Origin of the sequence: Nonomuraea sp. NPDC047529 (assembly GCF_040642995.1) — a bacterium.
Taxonomy (GTDB): Bacteria; Actinomycetota; Actinomycetes; order Streptosporangiales; family Streptosporangiaceae; genus Nonomuraea.
In genome coordinates, this window is sequence record NZ_JBEYTJ010000013.1 from 125,872 (window position 1) to 146,515 (window position 20,644).

Below are 20,644 nucleotides of genomic sequence, written 5' to 3' on the forward strand. Positions count from 1 at the left end.
GTGGGGGCCATGGAAACGACCTTCGTACTGGTGCACAGTCCGTCCGTCGGGCCCTCGACGTGGGCTCCGGTGGCCGAGGCTTTGGGGCGGCGCGGCCGGGCGGCCGTCGTCCCCGACCTGACCGGCGTGTCCGCCGGCGGGGCGCCGTACTGGCCGCGCGTGGTCGCGGCGGTGCGCGCGGCCGTCCCCTCCGAGGGGCCGCTCGTGCTGGTGGCGCACAGCAACGCCGGGTTCTTCGTGCCGGTGATCAAGGAGGGGCTGGGCGACCAGGTGGTGGCCTGCGTGTTCGCCGACGCGCACGTGCCGCCGCCTCAGGGGCTGGTCAGGACCGCCGAGGAGGGGTTCCTGCCGTTCCTGCGCGGCCTGGCGGGCCCCGACGGCGTGCTGCCGCGCTGGACCGACTGGTGGGACGAGGAGGACATCGTGGCCATGCTCCCCGACCCGGCCCAGCGGGTGCTGGTGGCGGGCGAGCAGCCGCGGCTGCCCCTCGACTACTACACGCAGCCCGTCCCCGTGCCCGCGGGCTGGGACGCGGTCAGGTGCTCGTGCCTGTGGTTCGGGCCGCCGTACGAGCAGGTGGCCGAGGACGCGGCCGGGCGCGGCTGGCCGGTGACCCGGCTGCCCGGCCTCCACCTGCACCAGGTGATCGACCCCGAGGGCGTCACGGACGCGCTGCTGAAGCTCTCCAGGAAGTCGTGAATTCTTCACTGTCGGCCCCCTGACCCGTCCGGCCATAGTCGGACACATGATCGAGGTGAACGAGCTCAGGAAGAACCACGGGACGTTCGAGGCGGTGAAGGGGATCTCGTTCCGGGTGGGCGAGGGCGAGATCTTCGCCCTCCTCGGCAGGAACGGCGCGGGCAAGACCACCACGGTCGAGGTGCTGGCCGGCTTCCAGCGGCCGGACGGCGGCACCGTACGGGTGGCCGGCCTCGACCCCTGGTCCGACCGCGCGGCCGTACGGCAGCGCGTCGGCGTCATGCTCCAGGAGGCCGGGTTCTTCCCCGACCTGACGGTGGCCCGGACGGTCGCGGTGTGGCGCGACTTCACCCCCGCGCCGCGTCCGGCCGGGGAGGCGCTCGACCTGGCCGGCCTGACGGACAAGGCCGGGACCAGGGTGCGCCAGCTGTCCGGCGGCGAGAAGCGCCGGCTCGACCTGGCGCTGGCCCTGCTCGGCCGCCCCGACGTGCTGTTCCTCGACGAGCCCACGACCGGCATGGACCCCGAGGCCCGCGCGAACACGTGGGAGGTCGTGTCCGGCCTGGCCGCGCGCGGCACCACGATCCTGCTCACCACCCACTACCTGGAGGAGGCCCAGCGCCTGGCCTCGTCCATGGCGATCCTGGACCGGGGCGGGATCGTCGCGGCCGGCGGGATGGCCGAGACGCTGGCCGCGCAGGGCGGACGGGTGACGTTCCGGCTGCCCGCCGGGGTCGCCGCGGACGACCTGCCGCTGCCGGTCACGCTGGACGGCGGCACCGCCGTCTGCCGGGCCGAGGACCCCGACCTGGCCGCGCAGACGCTGCTGACGTGGGCGGCAGGGCGCGGACTGCGGCTGACCGGCCTGGAGGTCCGCGCGGCCACCCTCGAAGACCTCTTCCTCAACCTGCCCAGGAGCGCCCGATGAGCCTGACCGCCACCTACCGTCTCGGCACCCGCCTGTTCTGGCGCGACAGGGCCATGCTGGTCGCCTCGGTGATCACCCCGGTCGGGCTGACCGTCGGCATGCCCGCCCTGATGCGCCAGGTCACCTCGGGCGGGGTCCCGTTCGCCACCGCGGCGTTCCAGAGCTCGCTGGCGATCGTGCTGGCGCTGACCGCGTTCATGAACATCGCGGTGGCCCTGACCAACCGGCGCGACCAGCTCGTGCTCAAGCGGCTGCGGGCCGGGCTGCTGACCGACGCGCAGATCCTGGCCGGCCAGGTCGCGAGCACGGCCACGCAGACCTTCCTGGTGATCGTGCTGTGCGCGGTGGCCGTGCGGTTCGCGGCCGGGGTGCCGCTGCCGGACGACCCGCTGCTGTTCGCCGCCATGACGGCCGCGGGCTCGGCCGTCATGGCGCTGCTGGGGACGGCGTACACGGCGGTGATCCCGCGCAGCGAGCTGGCCGGGGCGTTCACCATGCCGGTGTTCCTGGTCGCCGCGGTGTCGGCGGGCGCGATGGGGCCGATCCCGCTGCCCTCGTGGCTGATCCCGGTGCTGGACCTGCTGCCCACCTCGGCCGTGGTGCACGCGGTGAGGACCGGGGAGGCGCTCGTGCCGGCGCTCGTCCTGGCCGGTTGGGCGGTGATCGGCGCCGGCGCGATCCGGCTGTGGTTCCGCTGGGAACCGCGCCGGTCCTGACTCGGCCATAATCGCAGCTGTGGTGGTCTCGTCCTCGGCGCAGAGGCTCGCGCGCGTGCTCATCACGGGCGTCTCGGTCGTCTACTCGCTCATCGGGCTGGTCTACTTCATGGGCGGCCCGGCGGTCGGGCTGCTCGCGGCGGCCGTGATGGTCGCCGTCGTCTCCACCCACTACGTCAACATGCGGGCCGCCCTGCGCGGCGGGCGCCCGCCGCTGTTCCCCGCCACGCTGGCGCTCCAGGCCGTCGTCACCTACGCGGGCGACCACCTGCTGCCGAGCGGGTGGTCGTCGATCGCCGCCCCGCTGCTGGCCGGGACCCTGCTGGTGTTCCTCGCGCTCCGCTGGGCCGTGCCGCTGGTCGTCCTCATGATGGTGTACGAGGGCGCCACCATGTGGATCGGCCCCCATTTCGCCGTGATCACTCTGTTCTACGTGATCGCCATCCCCATCACCGGCTCGATGATCTACGTCCTGGTGCGGCTCGTCCGCGTCGCCGCCGACCTGGAGGAGGCCAGGGCCGAGCTGGCCGACGCGGCCGTGCTCAAGGAACGCCTGCGCATCTCCCGCGACCTGCACGACGGCCTCGGCCGCAGCCTCACCGCCATCGCGCTCAAGGGCGACCTGGCCGCCCGCCTGATGGACCGCGACCCCGCCTCCGCCCGCGGCGAGGTGGGCGAGCTGGTACGCGTCGCCCGCGAGGCCGCCCAGGACGTCCGCCACGTGGCCCGCGGCTACCGCGCGATGTCGCTGACCGGCGAGACCCACCGCGCGGCCGCGCTGCTGGAGTCGTCGGGCGTGAGCTGCCAGGCGCACCTGGCCGAGGTGACGCTGCCCCGGCGGGCCGAGGAGGCGCTGGCCTGGGGGGTGCGCGAGGCGGTCACCAACGTCCTGCGCCACAGCAGGGCCACCACCTGCACGATCACCACGTCGCTGCGGGAGGGCACGGTCCGCCTGGAGGTGGCCAACGACGGCGCGCCGGGCGCGACGGCCGAGCCGGGCACGCCCGGCGCCGGCCTGACGGGCCTGGCCGAACGGGCCTCCCAGGCGGGCGGCACCTGCACGGCCGTCCCCACGGACGGCGGCGGCTTCCTGCTGACCATGGAGGTTCCGGCGTGACCCGGATGCCGCTGACGGCGCTGCTGGGCATCGAGGCTCCGGCGTGATCCGGGTGCTGCTGGCCGAGGACATGCACATGATCCGCGCCGCGCTCACCGCCCTGCTCCGGCTGGAGCCGGACATCGAGGTCGTGGCGGAGGTCGTCCGCGGCGACGAGATCGTGCCGGTGGCGCTCGACGTCCGGCCCGACGTGGCGGTCGTGGACATCGACCTGCCGGTCACCGACGGCATCACCGCCGCCGCCGAGCTGCGCGAACGGCTGCCGTCCTGCCGGATCCTGGTGCTCACGGCCATGGGGCAGCCCGGCCACCTGCGCCGGGCGCTGGCCGCGGGCATCGAGGCGTTCCTGGTCAAGGACGCGCCGGGCGAGCGCCTGGCCGAGGCCATCAGGCGCACCGCGGCCGGGCTGCGCGTGCTGGAGAGCGAGCTGGTCTCCTCGGCCATGGAGTACGGCGAGAGCCCGCTCACCCCCCGCGAGACCACCGTGCTGAGGCAGGCGGCCAGGGGCGCGACCGCCGAGGAGATCGCCGCCCGCCTGCACCTGTCCCCCGGCACGGTGCGCAACTACCTGACCGCGGCGATCACCAAGACGGGCGCCCGCAACAAGATCGACGCCGTCCGCGTCGCCGAGGACGCGGGCTGGCTCTAGACGTCGGTGACCCGCAGCCCGGCGTGGGCCTTGTAGCGGCGGTTGATCGAGATGAGGTTGGCGGTCAGCGCCTCGACCTGGTGGGCGTTGCGCAGCCGGCCGCCGTAGACGCCGCGCACTCCCGGGATCAGCTCGGCCAGGGCCTGCACGGTGTCGGTGGCCTCGCGGTCGTCACCGAGCACCAGCACGTCGAGGTCGACCTTCTCCACGGCCGGATCCATCAGCAGCACGGCCGACACGTGGTGGAAGGCCGCCACGACCCGGCTCTCGGTCAGCACCGCCGCGGCCTGCTGGGCGGCGCTGCCCTCCTCCACCGGCAGCGCGTAGGCGCCCTGCTTGTCGAAGCCGAGCGGGTTGACGCAGTCGACCACGATCTTCCCGGCCAGCTCGGCGCGCAGCGACTCCAGCAGCGCCTTGTGCCCCTCGTACGGCACCGCCACGATCACCACGTCGGCCTCGGCCGCCACGTCGGCGTTGGCCCCGCCCCGCGCGCCGGAGCCGATCGAGCCGGCCGCCTCCTGGGCCCGCTCGGCACTGCGCGAGCCGATCAGCACGGTGTGCCCCGCCAGCGCGAACCTCCGCGCCAGCCCCTTCCCCTGGTCGCCGGTGCCGCCGAGGATCGCGATGGAAAGCCCGTTCACATCTGTCATGGCTCAGATCATGCCAGCCCCGGCCTTCCGTACGGCGGGCCGGGGCGGGCACCCGCGGCGAATCAGCCACTTCGTCCGCGCTCCTCGTCGCTCCTCGTGCACCATGGAGGCATGGACTCAGGTTCGGTGGCATTCCTGCGCGAGCTCCTGGCCACGACGGGCTGGCTCGAACGCACCCGCGAGCTCGGCCTGGCCCTGCGCACCACCCGCTCACCCGGCGGCCTGCTGCTCGTGGGCCCTCCGGACGACGAGCCCTGGCACGTCACCGCCCACCTCAGCGACGAGGCGAAGTTCTCCGGCCTGCCGCAGCTCTCCCCCACCCTGATCCGCTGGTCGCCGCCCGCCGACGCCCCCGCCCACCTGCGCGTCGGCCTCGACCGCCTGGAGCGGGCGGGCCGCGGCGAGACCCTGTTCGTGCTGTCGGAGCAGGCGGCGCCCGTCCCGCTGCTGGAACGCGTGGACGACGCCCGCCGCACGGGGGCGACCATCCTGGCGATCGAGGGCGCCGACTCCGAGCTGAGCGGGCTGGCCCACGACGCGATCGCCGTGCCGTCCACCGGGCTGATCACCTTCGACGGCGCCCAGCATCTGGTCAGCGCGGCGGCCGGGGAGATCGAGCGGCGCGCGGGGCTGCGCGAGCGCCTGGCCCGCCTGCTGGAGAAGGTCAGCGGCCCCCGCCTGTCGGAATAGGCACGTCGGGGTCAGGGCTGGGCGGCGGAGCCCAGGGCCGCAGAGGTCAGGGGTGGGCGGCGAGGCGGGGGCCCAGGGCCGCCCGCAGGCTCTCGGTGGCCTCCTCGATCGCGCCGATCACCACCGCCTGCACCGGGTCCGGCTCGCCCGACCGCGTCCTGCTCACCCGCGTGACCGCGTCCAGCCGGCGCGCCCCCACCTCCCGCACCTCGCTCACCCGCACCCCGCCCTCCGGCACGTCTAGCAGGGCGAGCGCGGGCACGATCGCCACCCCGTGCCCGGCGGCCACCAGCGCGAGCACCGGCGCGAAGTCGGTGACGACGTGCGTCTTGCGCGGCTCGACCCCGTGGATCCCGGCCAGCCGGTCGAGCGCCTGCCCGCACGCCTGGTCCGGCTCGCCGGCCACCCAGGGCAGGCGCATCAGGTCGGCCGTCGACTCCGGCTCGGGCCAGTCCGGCGGCAGCACGACCCGGAACTCGTCCACGTGCAGCGGCCGGACGGTCAGCGACGGCTGCGCGGGGACCGGCAGGCTCATGTCCTGCTCGGTGATGAGCAGGTCCACCGCGCCGAGGCGCAGTTCCTGGAGCGCGGGCTGTCCGTAGACCTCGTGGATGACCGGCGTGATCCGGGGATGGCGCTCGGCCAGGGCGCGCATCGCGGGCACCAGCATGTGCTTGATGGCCGTGGGGAAGGCGGCGATCCGCACCGGCCCGGCCAGGCGTTCGGTGAACCTGGTCAGCTCCTTCCTGGCCTCGCTGAGCTCCTCCTCCACCCGCTCGGCGTACCCGGCCAGAACGCGGCCCGCCGGGGTGAGCGAGACACGGCGCTGGGAGCGGTCGATGAGCGCCAGCCCGACCTCGCGTTCGAGCTGGGCGAGCTGCTGGGAGACCGCGGAGGGGGTCAGGTACAGGGCCTCGGCCGCGCGCATCACGCCGCCGCGCCGGGCGACCTCGTGCAGGACACGCAGGCGCCGAGGATCAATATCCATGCAGGTCAGCTTACGTCCACCTTTAGCTTTCTTTATTTGTGCTTTACGCCCGAAAATCCAGACAATATCGGCCATGGATCTCCTCCTCGACGCCGTCGGCTGGGCCGGAGCCGCCCTGCTGCTGGCCGGGTACGCCCTGGTGTCGTCCGCACGGCTGTCCGGCGACGGCGCGACGTACCAGCTGATCAACCTGCTCGGCGCGCTCGGGCTCATGGTCAACAGCGCCTACAACGCCGCCTGGCCCTCCACCGGGCTGAACCTCGTCTGGGCCGCCATCGGGACGGTCGCCCTCGTCAAACTCGCCCGGGTGGGAGCCGCCAAATGATCGTCGAACTCAGCCACCGCATCACCGAGGGCATGACCACCTATCCCGGCGTTCCGGGGCCGACGCTGGGCACGCACCTGAGCAGGGAGGACTCACGCGAGGTGTACGCCCCGGGCACCGAGTTCGAGATCGGCGTCATCACGCTGGCCGCCAACACCGGCACCTACCTCGACACGCCGCACCACCGCTACGCGGGCGGCCAGGACCTGTCGCAGATGCCGTTGAGCAGGCTGGCCGACCTGCCCGGCCTGCTGGTGCCCGCCACGGGAGGAGGCCGGGAGGTGGTGCTCGACACCGCGCTCGACGTACGCGGCCGGGCCGTGCTGATCCACACGGGCTGGGACCGCCACTTCGGCACGGACGCCTACGTCCGCGACCACCCGTACCTGGCGCCGGAGTCGGCGGCCTGGCTGGCCGAGCAGGGAGCGGCGCTGGTCGGCATCGACTCGCTCAACATCGACGACACCCCGCCGCACGGCGAACGCCCCGCACACACGATCCTGCTGGGAGCGGGGATCCCGCTGGTCGAACACCTGACGGGCATGTCGGCGCTGCCCGCGGAGGGTTTCAGGTTCCATGCCGCGCCCCCGATGATCGCGGGCATGGGCACCTTCCCGGTACGCGCCTACGCCGTGGTGCCGTAGGCGGGCGTCACTCGTCCTCCTGCTCGGCTTCGTCCCACGCCTTGTTGCGGTCGGCGGCGCGCTGCAACGCGCCCGCCGCCTCCTGCTCCGAGGCGTAGGGACCCATCCGGTCCTTGTTGGGGCAGCCCTGCTCGGGCTCGACCCGCATGTGCTTGAGACAGAACCACCACTGGCCTTCGCTCACGGGGTCAATTCTGCCCCGTAGACTCGTGTTTCATGACGACACTGCTCCAGCCCGGGCGAGTCTCGCCCGTCCGGAAGGTCCCCGCCCACATCGAGCGGCCGGAGTACGTCGGCAAGAAGCGCCCCACGACCGGCGAGTCCGACGTGAAGACCCCCGAGATCATCGAGCGCATGCGGGTGGCCGGCCGCATCGCCGCGCAGGCCCTGGAGGAGGTCGGCCGGCACATCGCCCCCGGCGTCACCACCGACGAGCTCGACCGCATCGGCCACGAGTTCCTGATCGACCACGGCGCCTACCCCAGCACGCTGGGCTACAAGGGCTACCCGAAGTCGCTGTGCACCTCGATCAACGAGGTCATCTGCCACGGCATCCCCGACGACACCGTGCTGCGCGACGGCGACATCGTCAACGTCGACATCACCGCCTACATCGGCGGCGTCCACGGCGACACCGACGCCACCTACCTGGTGGGCGAGGTCGACGAGGAGTCACGCCTGCTGGTCGAGCGCACCCGCGAGGCGATGATGCGGGCCATCAGGGCGGTCGCCCCCGGCCGCCAGCTCAACGTCGTCGGCCGCGTCATCGAGGCGTACGCCAAGCGCTTCGGCTACGGCGTCGTGCGCGACTTCACCGGCCACGGCATCGGCACGAGCTTCCACTCCGGCCTCATGGTCCCCCACTACGAGGACCCGTCGCTGCGGGTGGAGCTGGTGCCGGGCATGACGTTCACCATCGAGCCGATGCTCACGCTGGGCACGATCGACTACGACATCTGGCCCGACAAGTGGACCGCGGTGACCAAGGACCGCAAGCGCACGGCCCAGTTCGAGCACACCATCATGGTCACCGAGACGGGCAGCGAGATCCTGACCCTGCCCTGACCTGCCCTGACCTGCCTGGACGGCTCCCGCCGGTCAGCGCCGCCTGGGGATCGCCCCGCTCACCGTCGTGCCCTCGCCGGGCACGGCGTTGACCGACAGGCTGCCGCCGAGCTCGGCGAACGCGGCCCGCATCCGGGCGATCCCGCGCCCAGCGCCGCCCTCGGGAAAGCCCTGGCCGTCGTCGCTGACGGTCAGGCGCAGGCCACTCGGACCCGTGGTCACCGCCACCGCGACCGTGCGGGCCCGGCTGTGGCGCTCGACGTTGGACAACGCCTCCCGCATCGTCTCCATGACGCCGGACGACACCCGCGACGGCACGTCCGTCCCGGGCAGCGCCCAGGTCTCGACGGCGATCCCGGTCCGCTCCGACCACTGCGCCAGAAGGCCTTCGAGCGCCTCGGCCAGGCTCTGCCCCCCGCGCATGCGTGTCTCTTCCGCCAATGGTTTCGCCTTCCTCGGCACCCCGGGCCCGCGCCGGTCCCCACTCCGGCGCCCCGCACGCGTCGCGCAATCCCCCCTCAAGGCTGCGCACGCTAGCTGATGAGGTTATGCCCATCTCCCCTGTGAGACAGGCTACCTGGCGGTCCTGAGACCCGTGGTGGGAGGATAGGGTGCCGTGGCCGAACCGCTACTCGCCCTTGTCAGCGCGGTTGAGGCGGGCGAGATAGGCGTTGTAGGAGTCGAGTTCGGTGTCGCCCGCGCCGCCCCGGTCGGCCTTGCGGTCGGTGCGCCGGGCCTGCCGCTCGTCGTCGCGGTACCACTGCGCGGCGATGGCCAGCAGCACGAGCAACGTCGGGATCTCGCCGAAGCCCCACGCGATGGCCCCGCCGTCCTGCTGGGTCTGCAGGAGGTTGTCGCCCCACGTACGGCCGAGCTGCTCGTACCAGCCGGAGGCGATCACCGAGCCGGTCATCATCAGCGCGACGCCGAAGAAGGCGTGGAAGGGCATGGTGACGAAGAGCATCAGCAGCCGGCCGACGTACGGGAGCCTGCTCGGCCCCGGGTCGACGCCGATGATCACCCAGAAGAACAGGGAGCCGCTGAGCAGGAAGTGGAGCGTCATCCAGATGTGCCCCAGATGCTCCTGCATGGCCGACTCGAACAGCGGCGTGAAGTAGAGGGCGTACGTGGAGGCGACGAAGATGGCCGTCGCCACGACCGGATGGGACAGGACCTTGACCACCCGGCTGTGCAGGATGGTCGTGATCCACTCCCGGGGCCCCCTGTCGCCCCGCTTGGCCGCCGGCTTGATCGCCCGCAGCGCCAGCGTGACCGGGCCGCCGAGGACCAGGAAGATCGGCACGATCATGGAGAGCGTCATGTGCTCGATCATGTGGACGTCGAACAGGACCTTGGCGTAGCGGGCCAGGCCGCTCTGCGTGGCGAACACCAGCAGCGCGATGCCGATGAACCAGGCGGCCGTGCGCCCCCACGGCCAGGAGTCTCCCCGCCGCATCAGCCGGTAGACGCCGGCGCCGTAGAGCCCGGCGAGCACGGCGGCCACCGCCGCGAAGAACAGGTCGAACCACCACAGCGAGAACACGTTCGCGAGCGTGAGCTCCGGCGGGAGGGGGAAGCCGAGCAGATCGAAGGCCCGGTCGGCGGGCACGCTGAACTCGGGGGGCGGCGTGCGCGACAGCGCGACGGCCAGCCCGACGGTGGCCAGCATGAGCAGCGTCTCGCCGCCGGCCAGCCGGGTGAACGCCCTGGGCCGGCCGGCCTCCAGGTCGACGAGCGTGCGCTGCCGGTGCCAGTAGCCGACGTAGCCGAGCAGCACGAAGGCGACGATCTTGGCCAGGGCCAGCAGGCCGTACTGGGTGGTCCACAGGTCGGACACCGCGCCGAGCCGGGCGACCAGGCTGAACACGCCGGACAGGCCGACCGCGACGAAGCACCACAGCGCCATCGCGGAGAACCGGGCGGCGGCCACGGTGAGCTGCGGCTGCCCGCGCACCGCGTGCGCGGCCAGCACGACCAGGCCGCCCACCCACAGGGCGAGCGCGAGCAGGTGCAGCGACACCGCCGAGGTGGCCAGGTCGTGGTTGGGCGAGGAGGAGGTGTGGCCGGTCAGCGGCGCAGGCAACATCGTCACCAGCGCGAACACCAGCAGGCCGGCCGCGGCCCCGGCAGTGATCGCGCCGCGCGAGAACAGCGCGATGGCCACCCCGAACAGCACCACCAACGTGAGCGCCACGCCCTGGGTGGTCTGGGTGGCGGTGCTGGTCAGGTACTCCCTGTTGAGGATCTGCGGGACCGTACGGCCCCAGGAGTCGGCCGTGGAGAACACGATGGCCAGGAACGCCGACCCGGCCCAGGCGAGCGCCGTCCAGGACGCGGCCTTGACGTAGAGGAGGCCCGGCTTGCCGAGCATGCCCTTGTCGTTGGGCAGCAGCAGGGCGGCCGTCAGCAGCAGGCCGACGGTGAGCACGCCGGTGACGTCCATCAGCAGCTTGGACAGCGGCAGGCCCCACCTGACCACCGCCCCGGCGTCGGGCAGCCCGGGGATGATCCGGGGGAAGGCCCGGCCGCCGGCGATCATGCCGATCACCAGGGCGGCGACCGCGGCGACCGCACCCGCGAGCGCGAGACGCGCCGTTCTGCTCATGGCTTCTTCTTCCGCGCGCTGAACAGGAACCCGATGCCGATGCCGACCAGCGCGCCGATCACGATGACCAGCCAGGTCGGGAAGCCGCCCTTCTGCGTGGCCGCCGCCTGGTCGACCTCGGCCGCCGGTGCGGCCGCCGCGGCGGTGGAGGGAGCGGGGGCGGCGGTGGAGGGCACGGCCGTGCTCGAATCGGTGCTCGAATCGGTGGCCGGATCGGTGGCCGACGCGCTCGGGGAGGGCGCCGGGGCCCCCTCGACCGTGAAGGGGATCTCGCCCTCCAGCGGGTGCCCGTCGGAGGAGACGACCCGGTAGGCGATGGTGTACTTCCCGTCCGGCAGCGGCCCCTTGACCGCCTGCCGCACCACCGCGCCGTCGAGCTCCGGCTTGCCCTCCTGGAAGACGGCCTCGCCCGCGCCCCGGACGATGACGAACGGCATGCGCACCTTGGCGGTGAACTCCAGCCTGACCTCGTCGAGAGCCTCGACCTTGGCGCCCTTGGCCGGGTCGCTGGTCTTGAGTGAGTCGTGGGCCAGCGCCGGCGTGGCGGTGCCGAGCACGAACAGGGCGGCGAGAATCGCGGTGAGTGCCGCGAGCGGGGAACTCTTCATGGCATCACCAAGGCTACCGACGCCACCGCCCGGTCCTGACCTCGCTATAGACCCGCGCAGGCGAGTGCCCGCTGGTAGGCGTCGACGGCGCCGTCGGAGTCGCCCAGTTTCTCCATCGTCTCGGCGGTGGCGTACCAGGTGGAGGCCGACCGGCGCGACTCGGGCAACGGCGCCAGCGACTCCCGTACGGAGGACAGGTGCCGTTCGGCCTGGTCCATCCGGCCGACCGAGCCGTAGACCCAGCCGAGCAGGAGGTCCGCCTCGGCCCTGAGCGCCATGCCGGTGTTGGGCAGCAGCGCCCGGCCCCTGCTCGCGTGCTCCACGGAGTCGCCGAGGTCGCCGGTCACGCACTCGGCACGGGCCAGTTCCACGAGGACCCGCGCCCGTTCGACGGTGCTGGTGGCGGTCTGCTCGAACTCCACGACCGCTCCGCGCAGCACGTCGCGCACGGCCGCGGCCTCTTCGGGACGGGCCAGCAGCCGCTTGCGGGCCAGCGCGAGCCGCATCCTGGCGACGCTGCCCGGCTGCCCGGTCTCCAGCTGCACGGCCATGGCCCGCTCGGCGAAGGACAGCGCCTCCTCGGCGTGCCCGGTGGCGGAGGCGGTGTTGGAGGCCTGCCAGTTGGCCGCCACGACGGAGCGGGGGGTGCCGAGGGCGTCGGCGGCGTTGAGCAGCTCCGCGGCGAACTGCCGGGCGCGCAGCAGGTCGCCGCGCTCCCGGTACGCCGCGAGCAAGCCGGCGCCCAGCTCGACCAGCAGATCGTTCCACGCGGGCCGGGTGCTGCTGCTCAGCATCTGCTCGGCGACCTCGACCGCCTCGGTGAGCCGCTCGCTCTCCCGGTAGGCCCGGCACAGGCTCGTGGCGATCTCGATGCGGCGGTCGGAGGACACCTCCTCCGCCGACAGCCGGAGCAGGATGGCGATCGCGCCGTCGAAGTCGCCGCTGGCGTGGGTGGCGAACGCGAGCCCGAACTCGGTCTCTTGACGGAGGGCCGTCAAGCCTGTCAGGTTGTTGTTCGCCAGCAGCTCGGTGTAGCGGGTGCGGGCCTCGGAGATCTCACCGTTCTCCAGCGCCAGGCGCGCGTAGCCGAGGGCCAGCTCGATGTCCTCCATCTGCTCGGCGGTCACGCCGTTGATCAGATAGGACAGCGAGCAGTCCAGTTTCTGCGCCAGCAGCTCCAGGACCGCGGGGGTCGGGGTACGCTTGCCACTCTCGATCAAGGAGACGTAGCTGTCCGACAACTCTGGGTGCGCCAACTGGGCCTGGGACAGGCCACGTTGCCGCCGAACGGTCTTGATGCGGAGTCCGACCAGGTCAGAAGTGGTCACAGTCGTTGCTCCCTGAGAGGATGAGGTCCGAGCAACCCCACATAGGCGAGGGAGAACCCCCCATGCGCATGCGTATTGCCCTGTCGGCGCTAGTCACCGTGGTTGTCGCCTTGGTGACTGTTGGAGGCAATGTTACGGCCGCACAGGCTTCGACGTCTGCCCTCACTTCGTTCCAGGACGACCAGGACTGCTGCTGACACAATCCGCAAGAGGGGGTACAGGGTACGTCTGGGCTCAGAACCGCACCTGGCCCGTAGGCGTGTACTCACCGGCAAACAGGGGGCAACCCGGCCCCCGAAACTCCTGGATGTGCCCCCTCTTCCGGCATCTGGCGGCGAGCCTACCGGACGCCGTCTACATTTGATCTACAGTCGCCCATCCGCTTTACCGCCCGTCAAATGTGATTACGCTGCCCTGTTAAGGGGGGCGTGGGGCCCAAGCGGGGAGGACGCGTGAGCGACGACATCTACATTCGCCTTCTCGGCACCGTGCGCGCCGAACGCGCGTTCCAGCCCCTCGATCTCGGCCCGGCCCGGCAGCGCGCCGCCCTGGCCGTCCTCGCCTCGGCCGCCGCCCGGCCCGTCCCGATGAGGCGGCTCGTCGACGAGGTGTGGGGCGACGAACCGCCGCGCAACGCCGAGCAGAGCGTCTACACCTACGTCGCCGGCCTGCGCCGCGCCTTCGAGCCCGACCGCGGGCGGCGGGCACCGTCGCGGCTGCTGGCGGGCACCGACGCGGGATACGTCTTCGACATCAAGCCCGGACAGGTCGACTCCCTCCGCTTCGCCGCGCGGCTCGACGACGCCCTGCTGTGCCGGCGCGACGGCGACGACCGCCGGGCGGTGCAGATCCTGGACGAGGCCCTGGCGATGTGGCGCGGCACCGCGCTGAGCGGCCTGACCGGCCCGTTCGCCGAACGGGAGCGCTCCCGTTTGGAGCTGTTACGCCTGACCGCGCTGGAGCAGCGCTACGAGAGCCTGTTACATCTGGGCCGCCACCACGAGATCACCGACGACCTGCGCGACCTGACCGTCCGCCATCCGTTACGCGAACGCGCCCGCGAGCTGCTCATGCTGGCCCTCTACCGGTCGGGCCGTCAGGCCGAGGCGCTGGAGGTCTACGACGAGGGCCGGGTCCTGCTCCTGGAGGAGCTGGGCCTGACGCCGGGCGAGGGGTTACGCAAGTGTCACCAACTGGTGCTGCGCGGGGAGTCCTGGCCCTGGCCCGGTGACGGCGTGCCGCGCCAGCTCCCGCGCCACCTGGCCGGATTCGTGGGCCGCTCGCGCGAGCTGGAGGAGCTGGAGAGGCGGCTGGCCCCCGGCGAAGGGCGTCCGCCGACGCCGCTGGTGATCGTCTCAGGGCCGCCGGGCGTCGGGAAGTCCGCGCTGGCCGCCCAGGCCGCCCACCTGGTGCAGGACCGATTCCCCGACGGCCAGCTGTTCGTCAACTGCCGCGGCGCGACGCCGGAGCTGCCCGCGCTGACCGCGCTCGACGTGCTCGGCCGGTTCCTGCGGGGGCTGGGGGTGGCGGCCGACGCCGTACCCGCCGACCTGGACGAGGCGGCGGCGATGTGGCGCAGCCTCCTGCACGGCCGCCGGATCCTCGTCCTGCTGGACGACGCCGCCGACCTGGCGCAGATCCGCCCGCTGCTGTCCACCCCCTTCGGCACCGCGCTGCTGGTGACCGGCCGCGAGAGCATGACCTGGGGCGAGGACTCCTACCAGCTCGAACTCGGCCGGATGTCCCAGGCCGAGTCGGCCGCGATGCTGGCCGGGCTGGCCGGCGAGGAGCGCGTGCGGGCCGGCGCGGACGACACCGCCGAGCTCGTACGGCTCTGCGAGGGCCTGCCGCTGGCGCTGCGCATCGCTGGGGCCCGCCTGGCCAGCCGCCCCGACTGGACCGTCGCCACGATGGCCGGCCGGCTGGGCGACGAACGGCGGCGGCTGCACGAGCTCGTGGCCGGCGACCTGGCCGTCCGCGCCGGTCTGGCGGCGAGCCTCACCGCGCTCGAACGCAGCCCGCGTCCCCTCGACCGGCTGGCCGCCCGCACGCTGTCCCTGCTGGGCCTGCTGCACGTGCCGGAGATCACCGCCGAGGCCGCCGCCGCGCTGCTCGACGCCGATCCCGCCGACGCCGACCTGGCCCTGGAGCGGCTGACCGACGCGCACCTGCTGGACCGTCCCCGGCCGGGCCACTACCAGCTCCACGACCTCGTCCGCCTGTTCGCGGGCGAGCTGCGTCCCCCCGACTCCAAGAAGCCGGTGCTGCGGGCGGTCGCGTACTACGCGGCCTCCGCCCGGCTGGCCGGCAGTGTCATGGACCCGCACCGCGTGCTGCGCGGCCCGGCTCCCGAGGCGGCCGCGCACCTGGTCGCCGGTCAGGAGGAGGCGACGGCCTGGTTGCAGGAGGAGGAGGGCGTGCTGGAGGCCGCGGCCCGCCAGGCGCTCGCCGCCCAGGACGACGACGTCGCCGCGATGGGGGTCGCGCTCACCCTCGCCCTGGAATGGCCCTGCCAGCGGAGCTTCCGGACGCGGGAGATGATCGAGCTCAGCTCGGCGGCGCTGGAGGTGTGCGAACGACTCGGCGACGTGGAGGGCATGATGCACACCCGGGGCCTGCTCGCCAACACCCTGCGCATGCGGGGGCGGCACGAGGAGGCCGTCGAGCACCTGCGGGCCGAGCTGGCCCTGGCCAGGCGGCTCGGCGACGCCTTCTCCGAGCAGCGCGCGCTGGGCAACCTCGCCAACACGTATGTCAACGACGGCCAGTACGAGCAGGCGATCGTCCTGGCCGAACAGCAGCTCGCGATCGCCGACCTCATCGGCGCGCGGGTGGGCGCCCGGTACGCCATGCTCGTCATCGGCGAGGCCCACCAGGCCCGCGGCCGGGCGGAGGAGGCCCACAAGATCCTCACCCAGGCCCTGGCCGAGGCCGAAGAGGTGGGCGACCGGACGCACCAGGCGCAGCTGCGCGCGGTCCTCGGCCGGGTGCACCTCGGCCGGGGCGAGCCGGAGCACGCCCTGCCCCACTACCTCATCGCCCTGGAGCTGATCGAGCGGGCCGGCTACCGGGTGGGACGGCTGCGCGACCTGGTCGGGCTGTCGCGCACGTACCGGGCCATGGGCGAGCTCGACCTGGCGCTGGCCCACGTCACCGAGGCGGTGGCCGGGGCCGACGGGCTGGCGGAGTGGGAGACGGAGGCCAGGGAAGAGCAGGCCGCCGTGCACGAGGCCCGCGCGAGGTGCCGATGACCGACGGCATCGGCATCCGCCTGCTCGGCCCGGTGACCGCTGTGCTCGACGGCGAGCAGGCCGACCTCGGGCCCGCGCGGCAGCGCGCGGTCCTCGCGATGCTGGCCTCTCCCCCGGGCCGGGTCGTCACGATGAGGCAGTTCCTGGAGGGCCTGTGGGGCGAGCGTCCGCCCGCCAGCGCCGAGCAGAGCGTCTACACGTACGTGGCGGGGCTGCGGCGGGCGCTGGAACCGGGGCGCGAGCCCCGCCGGCGTTCGACGGTCCTCGTCGGGGAGTCCGGCGGATACCGGCTCTTGCTCTCTCCGCGCCAGGTGGACTCCTGCCTGTTCACAGAGCTGCTGGACGAGGCACGCCTCCTCGGCGCCGCCCACGGGGAGGACGCCCTGCGCGTGCTGGACCAGGCGCTGGCCCTGTGGCACGGCGTGGCCCTGAGCGGCCTGACCGGTCCCTTCGCCGAGGCCGAGCGCGCCCGGCTGGAGGAGCTGTCCCTGAGCGCCTCCGAGGCCCGCGCCGAGACCCTGCTCCGGCTCGCGCGACACCGCGAGGCCGTCGTCGGTCTACGAGAGCTGGTCGCACGTCATCCGCTGCGGGAGCACCTGCACGAACTGCTCGTCCTGGCGCTGCACGGCGCCGACCGCCAGGCGGACGCGCTGCTGGCCTACGAGAGGGCCAGGCGCACCCTGGACGAAGAGCTCGGCGTTCTGCCCGGCGAAGGTCTGCGCGCGGCGCACAGGCTGGTCCTGTCCGGCGGCGACGAGGAGCCCCCGTCCGCCCGTCCCGCCGTGCCCCGGCAGTTGCCGCGCGATCTCATCGGGTTCGTCGGCCGGTCCCAGGAGGTGGCCCGGCTGAGGTCGCTGCTGGCGCCGCAGGACGGGCCGCCCCATCCCGTCGTCGCCGTCTCCGGGCCGCCGGGGGTGGGCAAGTCGGCGCTCGCCGTGCACGTGGGGCATATGGTCGAGGACCGGTTCCCGGACGGGCAGCTCGCCGTCGGCCTGCGCGGCGGCACGCCGGGCGTCGCGCCGATGCCGGCGCACGAGATCGCCGCACGGCTGCTGCGCGGGATCGGCGCCTCGAACGCGGACATCCCCGTCGACGTGGACGAGGCGGCGGCGATGTGGCGCAGCAGGCTGCACGGCAGGAAGCTGCTGGTGCTCCTGGACGACGCGGCCGGCCTGGCGCAGATCAGGCCGTTCCTCGGCACGCCGCTGGGCGTGACGGTGCTCGTGACCAGCAGGGAGTCCTTCACGGCGGGCGACGACTGCGTGCAGCTGCGGCTCCGTCCGCTGCCCGGGCCCGAGGCCGTGGCCATGCTGTCCACCCTGGCCGGCGACGAGCGGGTGTCGGCCGACGCCGGCCACACCGCCGCCCTGGTGGGCCTGTGCGACGGCCTCCCGCTCGCGCTGCGGATCGCGGGCGCGCGCCTGGCCGACCATCCCGAGTGGACCGTGGGCACGCTGGCCTCGCGGCTGACGGACGAACGCGACCGGCTGCGTGAGCTGACCGCCGGCGACCTGGCCGTACGTTCCAGCCTCAGCGGCAGCCACACCGGGCTGGCGACGAGCCCGCGTCCCCTCGACCGGCTGGCCGCGGACGCCCTGCCGCTGCTGAGCCTGCTGAACGTGCCGGACGTCACCCTGGAGGTGGCGGCGACGCTGCTCGGCACAGCGGTGGAGGAGGCGCGGCGGGCGCTCGACCGGCTGGCCGACGCGCACCTGGTCGAGGAGTCCGAACCGGGCCGGTACCAGTTGCACGACCTCGTCAGGCTCTTCGCCGGCGAGCTGCGCCCCGAGGACTGGAAACCGCCCGTCATGCGGGCGCTGGCCTACTTCGCCGCGTCCGCGCGGCTGGCCAGCGTCGTCATCGATCCGCATCGGGTGCAGCTCGCCCGGCACGTGGACGGCCCGGCGCACGAGTTCTCGACCGCCGAGGAGGCGCAGGGCTGGTTGCTCCAGGAGGCGCACGTCCTGAACGCGGCGGCCGTCCAGGCGCTGGGCTCGGCCGACGACGAGATCGCGGAGCTGGGCGTGACGCTGGCCTTCGCGCTCCTGTGGCACCAGCAGCGGGTGCACGACGGTCACGACATGCTCACGCTCAACACCATGGCGCTGCGGGTGTGCGAACGGCTGGGCGACGACGCCGGCGCGCAGATCGCCCACGGCCACGTCGCCAACGGGCTGCGTCTGACGGGGCGTCCTGAGGAGGGGATCCCCCACCTGGAGGCCGAGCTGGCCATCGCGACGCGGCTCGGCGACGGCTTCGGGCAGATGCGGGTGCTGGGGAACCTGTCGAACGCCTACGTCGCCAAGCAGCTCTACGAACAGGCGTTGCCCCACGCAGAACAGCAGCTCGCGGTCGCCACGAGCATCGGCTCCCCGGTCGGCGTCCGCTTCGCCTGCCTCATGCTCGGGACGATCCATCAGGGCATGGGCCACCCCGCGCGGGCGCGGGACCCTCTGGAGCGGGCCCTGGCCGCGGCGCGCGAGAGCGGCGACACGACGCATGAGGCTCACGCGCGGGCCATCCTCTCGCAGGTCGTGCTCGACCTGGGCGACCCCGAGCTCTCTCTGGAGCACATGAGCGGGGCGATGAAGCTGCTCGAAAGGACCGGGTACCGGTTCATGGTCGAGCGTTTCATCACCATGTCGAGGGCCTGCAGGATGCTCGGCCGGCTGGAGGAGGCGCTGTCCCACGCGACCGGCGCGGTGGCCGACGCGGACTCCTGGGGCAACACCCTGTGGCAGCGGCAGGCCGAGGCCGAGCTGGCGGCCGTGCGGGAGGCGATGGGCGCGGCGGAGCGGGAGGCGTGAGGTCAGCGGGGTGGGGTGGTGTCGCGCAGGGCGAGGAAGAAGTCGACGCGGTCGGACATCGCCGACAGGTCCCTGCCGGTCAGCTCCTCGATCCTGCGGACGCGGTACCGGACCGTGTTGACGTGCACGTGGAGCCGTTCGGCGCAGGCGTTCCAGGAGCCCGAGCAGTCGAGGAAGACGTCGAGCGTGCGTACGAGGCAGGACTGGTGGCGGCGGTCGTAGGCCAGCAGCGGGGACAGCAGCCGGTCGGCGAAGGAGCGGCGCACGTCGCCGGGCACGGTGGCCAGGAGCAGCGCGTGGGTGTAGATCTCGTCGCTGGTGACCACGCCGCCGTCGCGGGCCTCGGCCAGCCGCATGGCGTGCCCGGCCTCCTCCACGCCGCCCTTGAGCGCGGCGGCGCCGGTCAGCGCGCCGCTCAGGCCGACGCTCAGGCGGGTGCCGGGCAGCGCGGCCAGCACGGCGGCCCCGGCCCGTAACCGCGTGGCCAGCTCCCCGGCGGTCCTGCCCCGCAACGCCACCACGGCCACCGCCCCACCGTCGGCCCCCGCGCCACCGCTGCCCGCCGGCACACCCGCGGCGGGGGCGGCCACGGTTTCGCGGGCGAGCAGTTCCTCCACGATCCGGCCGCCGAGCACCGCCGGGGACGGGCCGCGGGCCGCCCCCGGGCGCGGCGCGGTGGCGCTGACCACCGCGTACGGCTCGTCCGCGCCGATCCCGCAGGTGCGCAGCCGGGCGTTGAGCTCGGCCACGTCGGACTCGGCCAGGGCGGCCGCCACGAGCTGCCCGGCCAGGCGGCGCTCGACCCGGCGGCCCTCCTCCAGGCGGCCGCGTTCGAGGGCCACGCAGGCGGCCAGCTCGTAGCCGAGGTCGGCGCGGCCGAGCAGGTCGCCGTCGCAGGCCAGGACCCAGCCGGCCGCCCGGTGCCCGCGGCCGACGGCGAAGAGCGTCGCGCCGCCGGCGAACGCGGGCAGCCGGGACGCGGCCAGGTACGCCCTGGCCAGCCCCACGGGATCGGCGGCCGTACCGACGACCACCTCGCCGGACGCGGACAGGACGGCGCCGGTGACGCCCAGCTCGGCGGCGGTCAGCTCGAACAGCCCGCGCAGGTCGGCGCCCTCGGCCAGGGCCGCCACGAGCCTGCGGTGGCGTCCGAGTGCGTCGCGGGCGTCGCCGGACAACCGGGGCGCGACCAGCTCGGCCAGCGTACGGAAGGAGACCTCGACCGGCACCTCGACCAGCGGCAACCCGGCCCGCCGGCAGGCCGTGACCAGGTCGGCGGGCACGTGCCCGAGCCGGGCCGCGCCCGCGCCCAGGGCGGACACCCCGGCCTCGACCAGGGCGGCCACGAAGCGGGCGGAGTCGGCGGCGGTGTCGCGCCACATCAGCCCGGTCAGCACCAGCTCGCCGCCGGACAGGTAGCGCCCCGGCTCGGGCAGGTCGGTGATGTGAACCATGCCGAACTCGCGCTCCGGGTCGCCGGACAGCAGCCTCAGACCCAGCTCGTCGATCGCCAGCAGGTCACTGATGCGCACTTGGAGGAATATACAAGGCCGTTGTGTCAAGGGATGACCGGG

19 protein-coding genes are annotated in these 20,644 nt (G+C 73.5%); 11 read left to right on the forward strand and 8 right to left on the reverse strand.

Annotated features, from left to right (window positions below; genetic code table 11):
* Positions 1-9: 9 nt before the first annotated feature.
* From ABZ815_RS22370 to ABZ815_RS22390, 5 genes are read left to right on the forward strand one after another with little or no spacing between them, the layout of a single operon-like run.
* Positions 10-699, forward strand: coding sequence for an alpha/beta hydrolase (locus ABZ815_RS22370; protein WP_357700790.1), 690 nt, complete (start codon positions 10-12; stop codon positions 697-699).
* Between the two features lie 46 nt (positions 700-745).
* Positions 746-1,627: an ABC transporter ATP-binding protein gene (locus tag ABZ815_RS22375; RefSeq protein WP_357700792.1), complete on the forward strand. Its 882-nt coding sequence runs from the start codon at positions 746-748 to the stop codon at positions 1,625-1,627.
* Positions 1,624-2,343 (forward strand): ABC transporter permease, encoded by a 720-nt coding sequence (locus tag ABZ815_RS22380; protein ID WP_357700794.1) that lies wholly within the window; start codon positions 1,624-1,626, stop codon positions 2,341-2,343. The genes ABZ815_RS22375 and ABZ815_RS22380 overlap by 4 nt, the downstream gene beginning before the upstream one ends.
* Before the next feature lie 19 nt (positions 2,344-2,362).
* Entirely contained in the window at positions 2,363-3,460 is a 1,098-nt protein-coding gene (locus ABZ815_RS22385; RefSeq protein ID WP_357700796.1) for a sensor histidine kinase, read from the forward strand.
* Positions 3,461-3,503: 43 nt separating this feature from the next.
* Complete coding sequence (locus tag ABZ815_RS22390) at positions 3,504-4,109, forward strand: response regulator transcription factor (protein WP_357700798.1); 606 nt, start codon at positions 3,504-3,506, stop codon at positions 4,107-4,109.
* On the opposite strand, the gene npdG is transcribed toward ABZ815_RS22390, so the two are convergent.
* Positions 4,106-4,759: an NADPH-dependent F420 reductase gene (gene npdG / locus ABZ815_RS22395; RefSeq protein ID WP_221761998.1), complete on the reverse strand. Its 654-nt coding sequence runs from the start codon at positions 4,757-4,759 to the stop codon at positions 4,106-4,108. The genes ABZ815_RS22390 and npdG overlap by 4 nt on opposite strands.
* 111 nt (positions 4,760-4,870) lie before the next feature.
* Here npdG and ABZ815_RS22400 point away from each other — a divergent pair, with 111 nt between their 5' ends.
* On the forward strand, positions 4,871-5,449 hold the full coding sequence (locus tag ABZ815_RS22400; RefSeq protein ID WP_357700800.1) for a hypothetical protein: 579 nt from the start codon (positions 4,871-4,873) through the stop codon (positions 5,447-5,449).
* 46 nt (positions 5,450-5,495) lie between these two features.
* Here ABZ815_RS22400 and ABZ815_RS22405 read toward each other — a convergent pair whose 3' ends face one another.
* Positions 5,496-6,437 carry a LysR family transcriptional regulator gene (locus ABZ815_RS22405; RefSeq protein WP_357700802.1) on the reverse strand — a complete coding sequence of 314 codons (942 nt, stop codon included), beginning with the start codon at positions 6,435-6,437 and terminating at the stop codon, positions 5,496-5,498.
* A gap of 73 nt (positions 6,438-6,510) precedes the next feature.
* Here ABZ815_RS22405 and ABZ815_RS22410 point away from each other — a divergent pair, with 73 nt between their 5' ends.
* Positions 6,511-6,762 carry a hypothetical protein gene (locus tag ABZ815_RS22410; RefSeq protein ID WP_357700804.1) on the forward strand — a complete coding sequence of 84 codons (252 nt, stop codon included), beginning with the start codon at positions 6,511-6,513 and terminating at the stop codon, positions 6,760-6,762.
* Positions 6,759-7,406, forward strand: coding sequence for a cyclase family protein (locus ABZ815_RS22415; RefSeq protein ID WP_357700806.1), 648 nt, complete (start codon positions 6,759-6,761; stop codon positions 7,404-7,406). The genes ABZ815_RS22410 and ABZ815_RS22415 overlap by 4 nt, the downstream gene beginning before the upstream one ends.
* Positions 7,407-7,413: 7 nt before the next feature.
* On the opposite strand, the gene ABZ815_RS22420 is transcribed toward ABZ815_RS22415, so the two are convergent.
* Positions 7,414-7,590: a hypothetical protein gene (locus ABZ815_RS22420; RefSeq protein ID WP_357700991.1), complete on the reverse strand. Its 177-nt coding sequence runs from the start codon at positions 7,588-7,590 to the stop codon at positions 7,414-7,416.
* A gap of 32 nt (positions 7,591-7,622) precedes the next feature.
* On the opposite strand from ABZ815_RS22420, the gene map reads away from it, so the two are divergent.
* Complete coding sequence (map, locus tag ABZ815_RS22425; RefSeq protein ID WP_357700808.1) at positions 7,623-8,471, forward strand: type I methionyl aminopeptidase; 849 nt, start codon at positions 7,623-7,625, stop codon at positions 8,469-8,471.
* A gap of 33 nt (positions 8,472-8,504) precedes the next feature.
* Here the strand turns inward: map and ABZ815_RS22430 are convergent, their stop codons facing one another.
* The 4 genes from ABZ815_RS22430 to ABZ815_RS22445 form a co-directional block, all read right to left on the reverse strand.
* On the reverse strand, positions 8,505-8,894 hold the full coding sequence (locus tag ABZ815_RS22430) for an ATP-binding protein (RefSeq protein ID WP_357700810.1): 390 nt from the start codon (positions 8,892-8,894) through the stop codon (positions 8,505-8,507).
* A gap of 205 nt (positions 8,895-9,099) precedes the next feature.
* Positions 9,100-11,076, reverse strand: coding sequence for a cytochrome c oxidase assembly protein (locus tag ABZ815_RS22435; RefSeq protein WP_357700812.1), 1,977 nt, complete (start codon positions 11,074-11,076; stop codon positions 9,100-9,102).
* On the reverse strand, positions 11,073-11,684 hold the full coding sequence (locus tag ABZ815_RS22440) for a copper resistance CopC family protein (RefSeq protein WP_357700814.1): 612 nt from the start codon (positions 11,682-11,684) through the stop codon (positions 11,073-11,075). The genes ABZ815_RS22435 and ABZ815_RS22440 overlap by 4 nt, the downstream gene beginning before the upstream one ends.
* A gap of 44 nt (positions 11,685-11,728) precedes the next feature.
* Complete coding sequence (locus ABZ815_RS22445) at positions 11,729-13,012, reverse strand: helix-turn-helix transcriptional regulator (RefSeq protein ID WP_357700816.1); 1,284 nt, start codon at positions 13,010-13,012, stop codon at positions 11,729-11,731.
* Between the two features lie 452 nt (positions 13,013-13,464).
* Here ABZ815_RS22445 and ABZ815_RS22450 point away from each other — a divergent pair, with 452 nt between their 5' ends.
* Positions 13,465-16,263, forward strand: a complete 2,799-nt coding sequence (locus ABZ815_RS22450; RefSeq protein ID WP_357700818.1) for a BTAD domain-containing putative transcriptional regulator — start codon at positions 13,465-13,467, stop codon at positions 16,261-16,263.
* A complete protein-coding gene (locus ABZ815_RS22455) occupies positions 16,260-19,070 on the forward strand; it encodes a BTAD domain-containing putative transcriptional regulator (protein ID WP_357700820.1) in 2,811 nt (936 codons plus the stop codon). The genes ABZ815_RS22450 and ABZ815_RS22455 overlap by 4 nt, the downstream gene beginning before the upstream one ends.
* A gap of 2 nt (positions 19,071-19,072) precedes the next feature.
* Here ABZ815_RS22455 and ABZ815_RS22460 read toward each other — a convergent pair whose 3' ends face one another.
* Complete coding sequence (locus ABZ815_RS22460; protein ID WP_357700822.1) at positions 19,073-20,602, reverse strand: helix-turn-helix domain-containing protein; 1,530 nt, start codon at positions 20,600-20,602, stop codon at positions 19,073-19,075.
* Between the last annotated feature and the right edge of the window lie 42 nt (positions 20,603-20,644).

What these genes read in the sequence shown, in the direction of transcription:
- ABZ815_RS22375 (WP_357700792.1), top strand. Translation starts at nt 746, where the DNA reads ATGATCGAGGTGAACGAGCTCAGGAAGAACCACGGGACGTTCGAGGCG.
- ABZ815_RS22455 (WP_357700820.1), top strand. Translation starts at nt 16,260, where the DNA reads ATGACCGACGGCATCGGCATCCGCCTGCTCGGCCCGGTGACCGCTGTG.
- ABZ815_RS22405 (WP_357700802.1), bottom strand. Translation starts at nt 6,437, where the DNA reads ATGGATATTGATCCTCGGCGCCTGCGTGTCCTGCACGAGGTCGCCCGG.
- map (WP_357700808.1), top strand. Translation starts at nt 7,623, where the DNA reads ATGACGACACTGCTCCAGCCCGGGCGAGTCTCGCCCGTCCGGAAGGTC.
- ABZ815_RS22415 (WP_357700806.1), top strand. Translation starts at nt 6,759, where the DNA reads ATGATCGTCGAACTCAGCCACCGCATCACCGAGGGCATGACCACCTAT.
- ABZ815_RS22410 (WP_357700804.1), top strand. Translation starts at nt 6,511, where the DNA reads ATGGATCTCCTCCTCGACGCCGTCGGCTGGGCCGGAGCCGCCCTGCTG.
- ABZ815_RS22435 (WP_357700812.1), bottom strand. Translation starts at nt 11,076, where the DNA reads ATGAGCAGAACGGCGCGTCTCGCGCTCGCGGGTGCGGTCGCCGCGGTC.
- ABZ815_RS22440 (WP_357700814.1), bottom strand. Translation starts at nt 11,684, where the DNA reads ATGAAGAGTTCCCCGCTCGCGGCACTCACCGCGATTCTCGCCGCCCTG.
- ABZ815_RS22400 (WP_357700800.1), top strand. Translation starts at nt 4,871, where the DNA reads ATGGACTCAGGTTCGGTGGCATTCCTGCGCGAGCTCCTGGCCACGACG.
- ABZ815_RS22430 (WP_357700810.1), bottom strand. Translation starts at nt 8,894, where the DNA reads ATGCGCGGGGGGCAGAGCCTGGCCGAGGCGCTCGAAGGCCTTCTGGCG.
- npdG (WP_221761998.1), bottom strand. Translation starts at nt 4,759, where the DNA reads ATGACAGATGTGAACGGGCTTTCCATCGCGATCCTCGGCGGCACCGGC.
- ABZ815_RS22370 (WP_357700790.1), top strand. Translation starts at nt 10, where the DNA reads ATGGAAACGACCTTCGTACTGGTGCACAGTCCGTCCGTCGGGCCCTCG.
- ABZ815_RS22380 (WP_357700794.1), top strand. Translation starts at nt 1,624, where the DNA reads ATGAGCCTGACCGCCACCTACCGTCTCGGCACCCGCCTGTTCTGGCGC.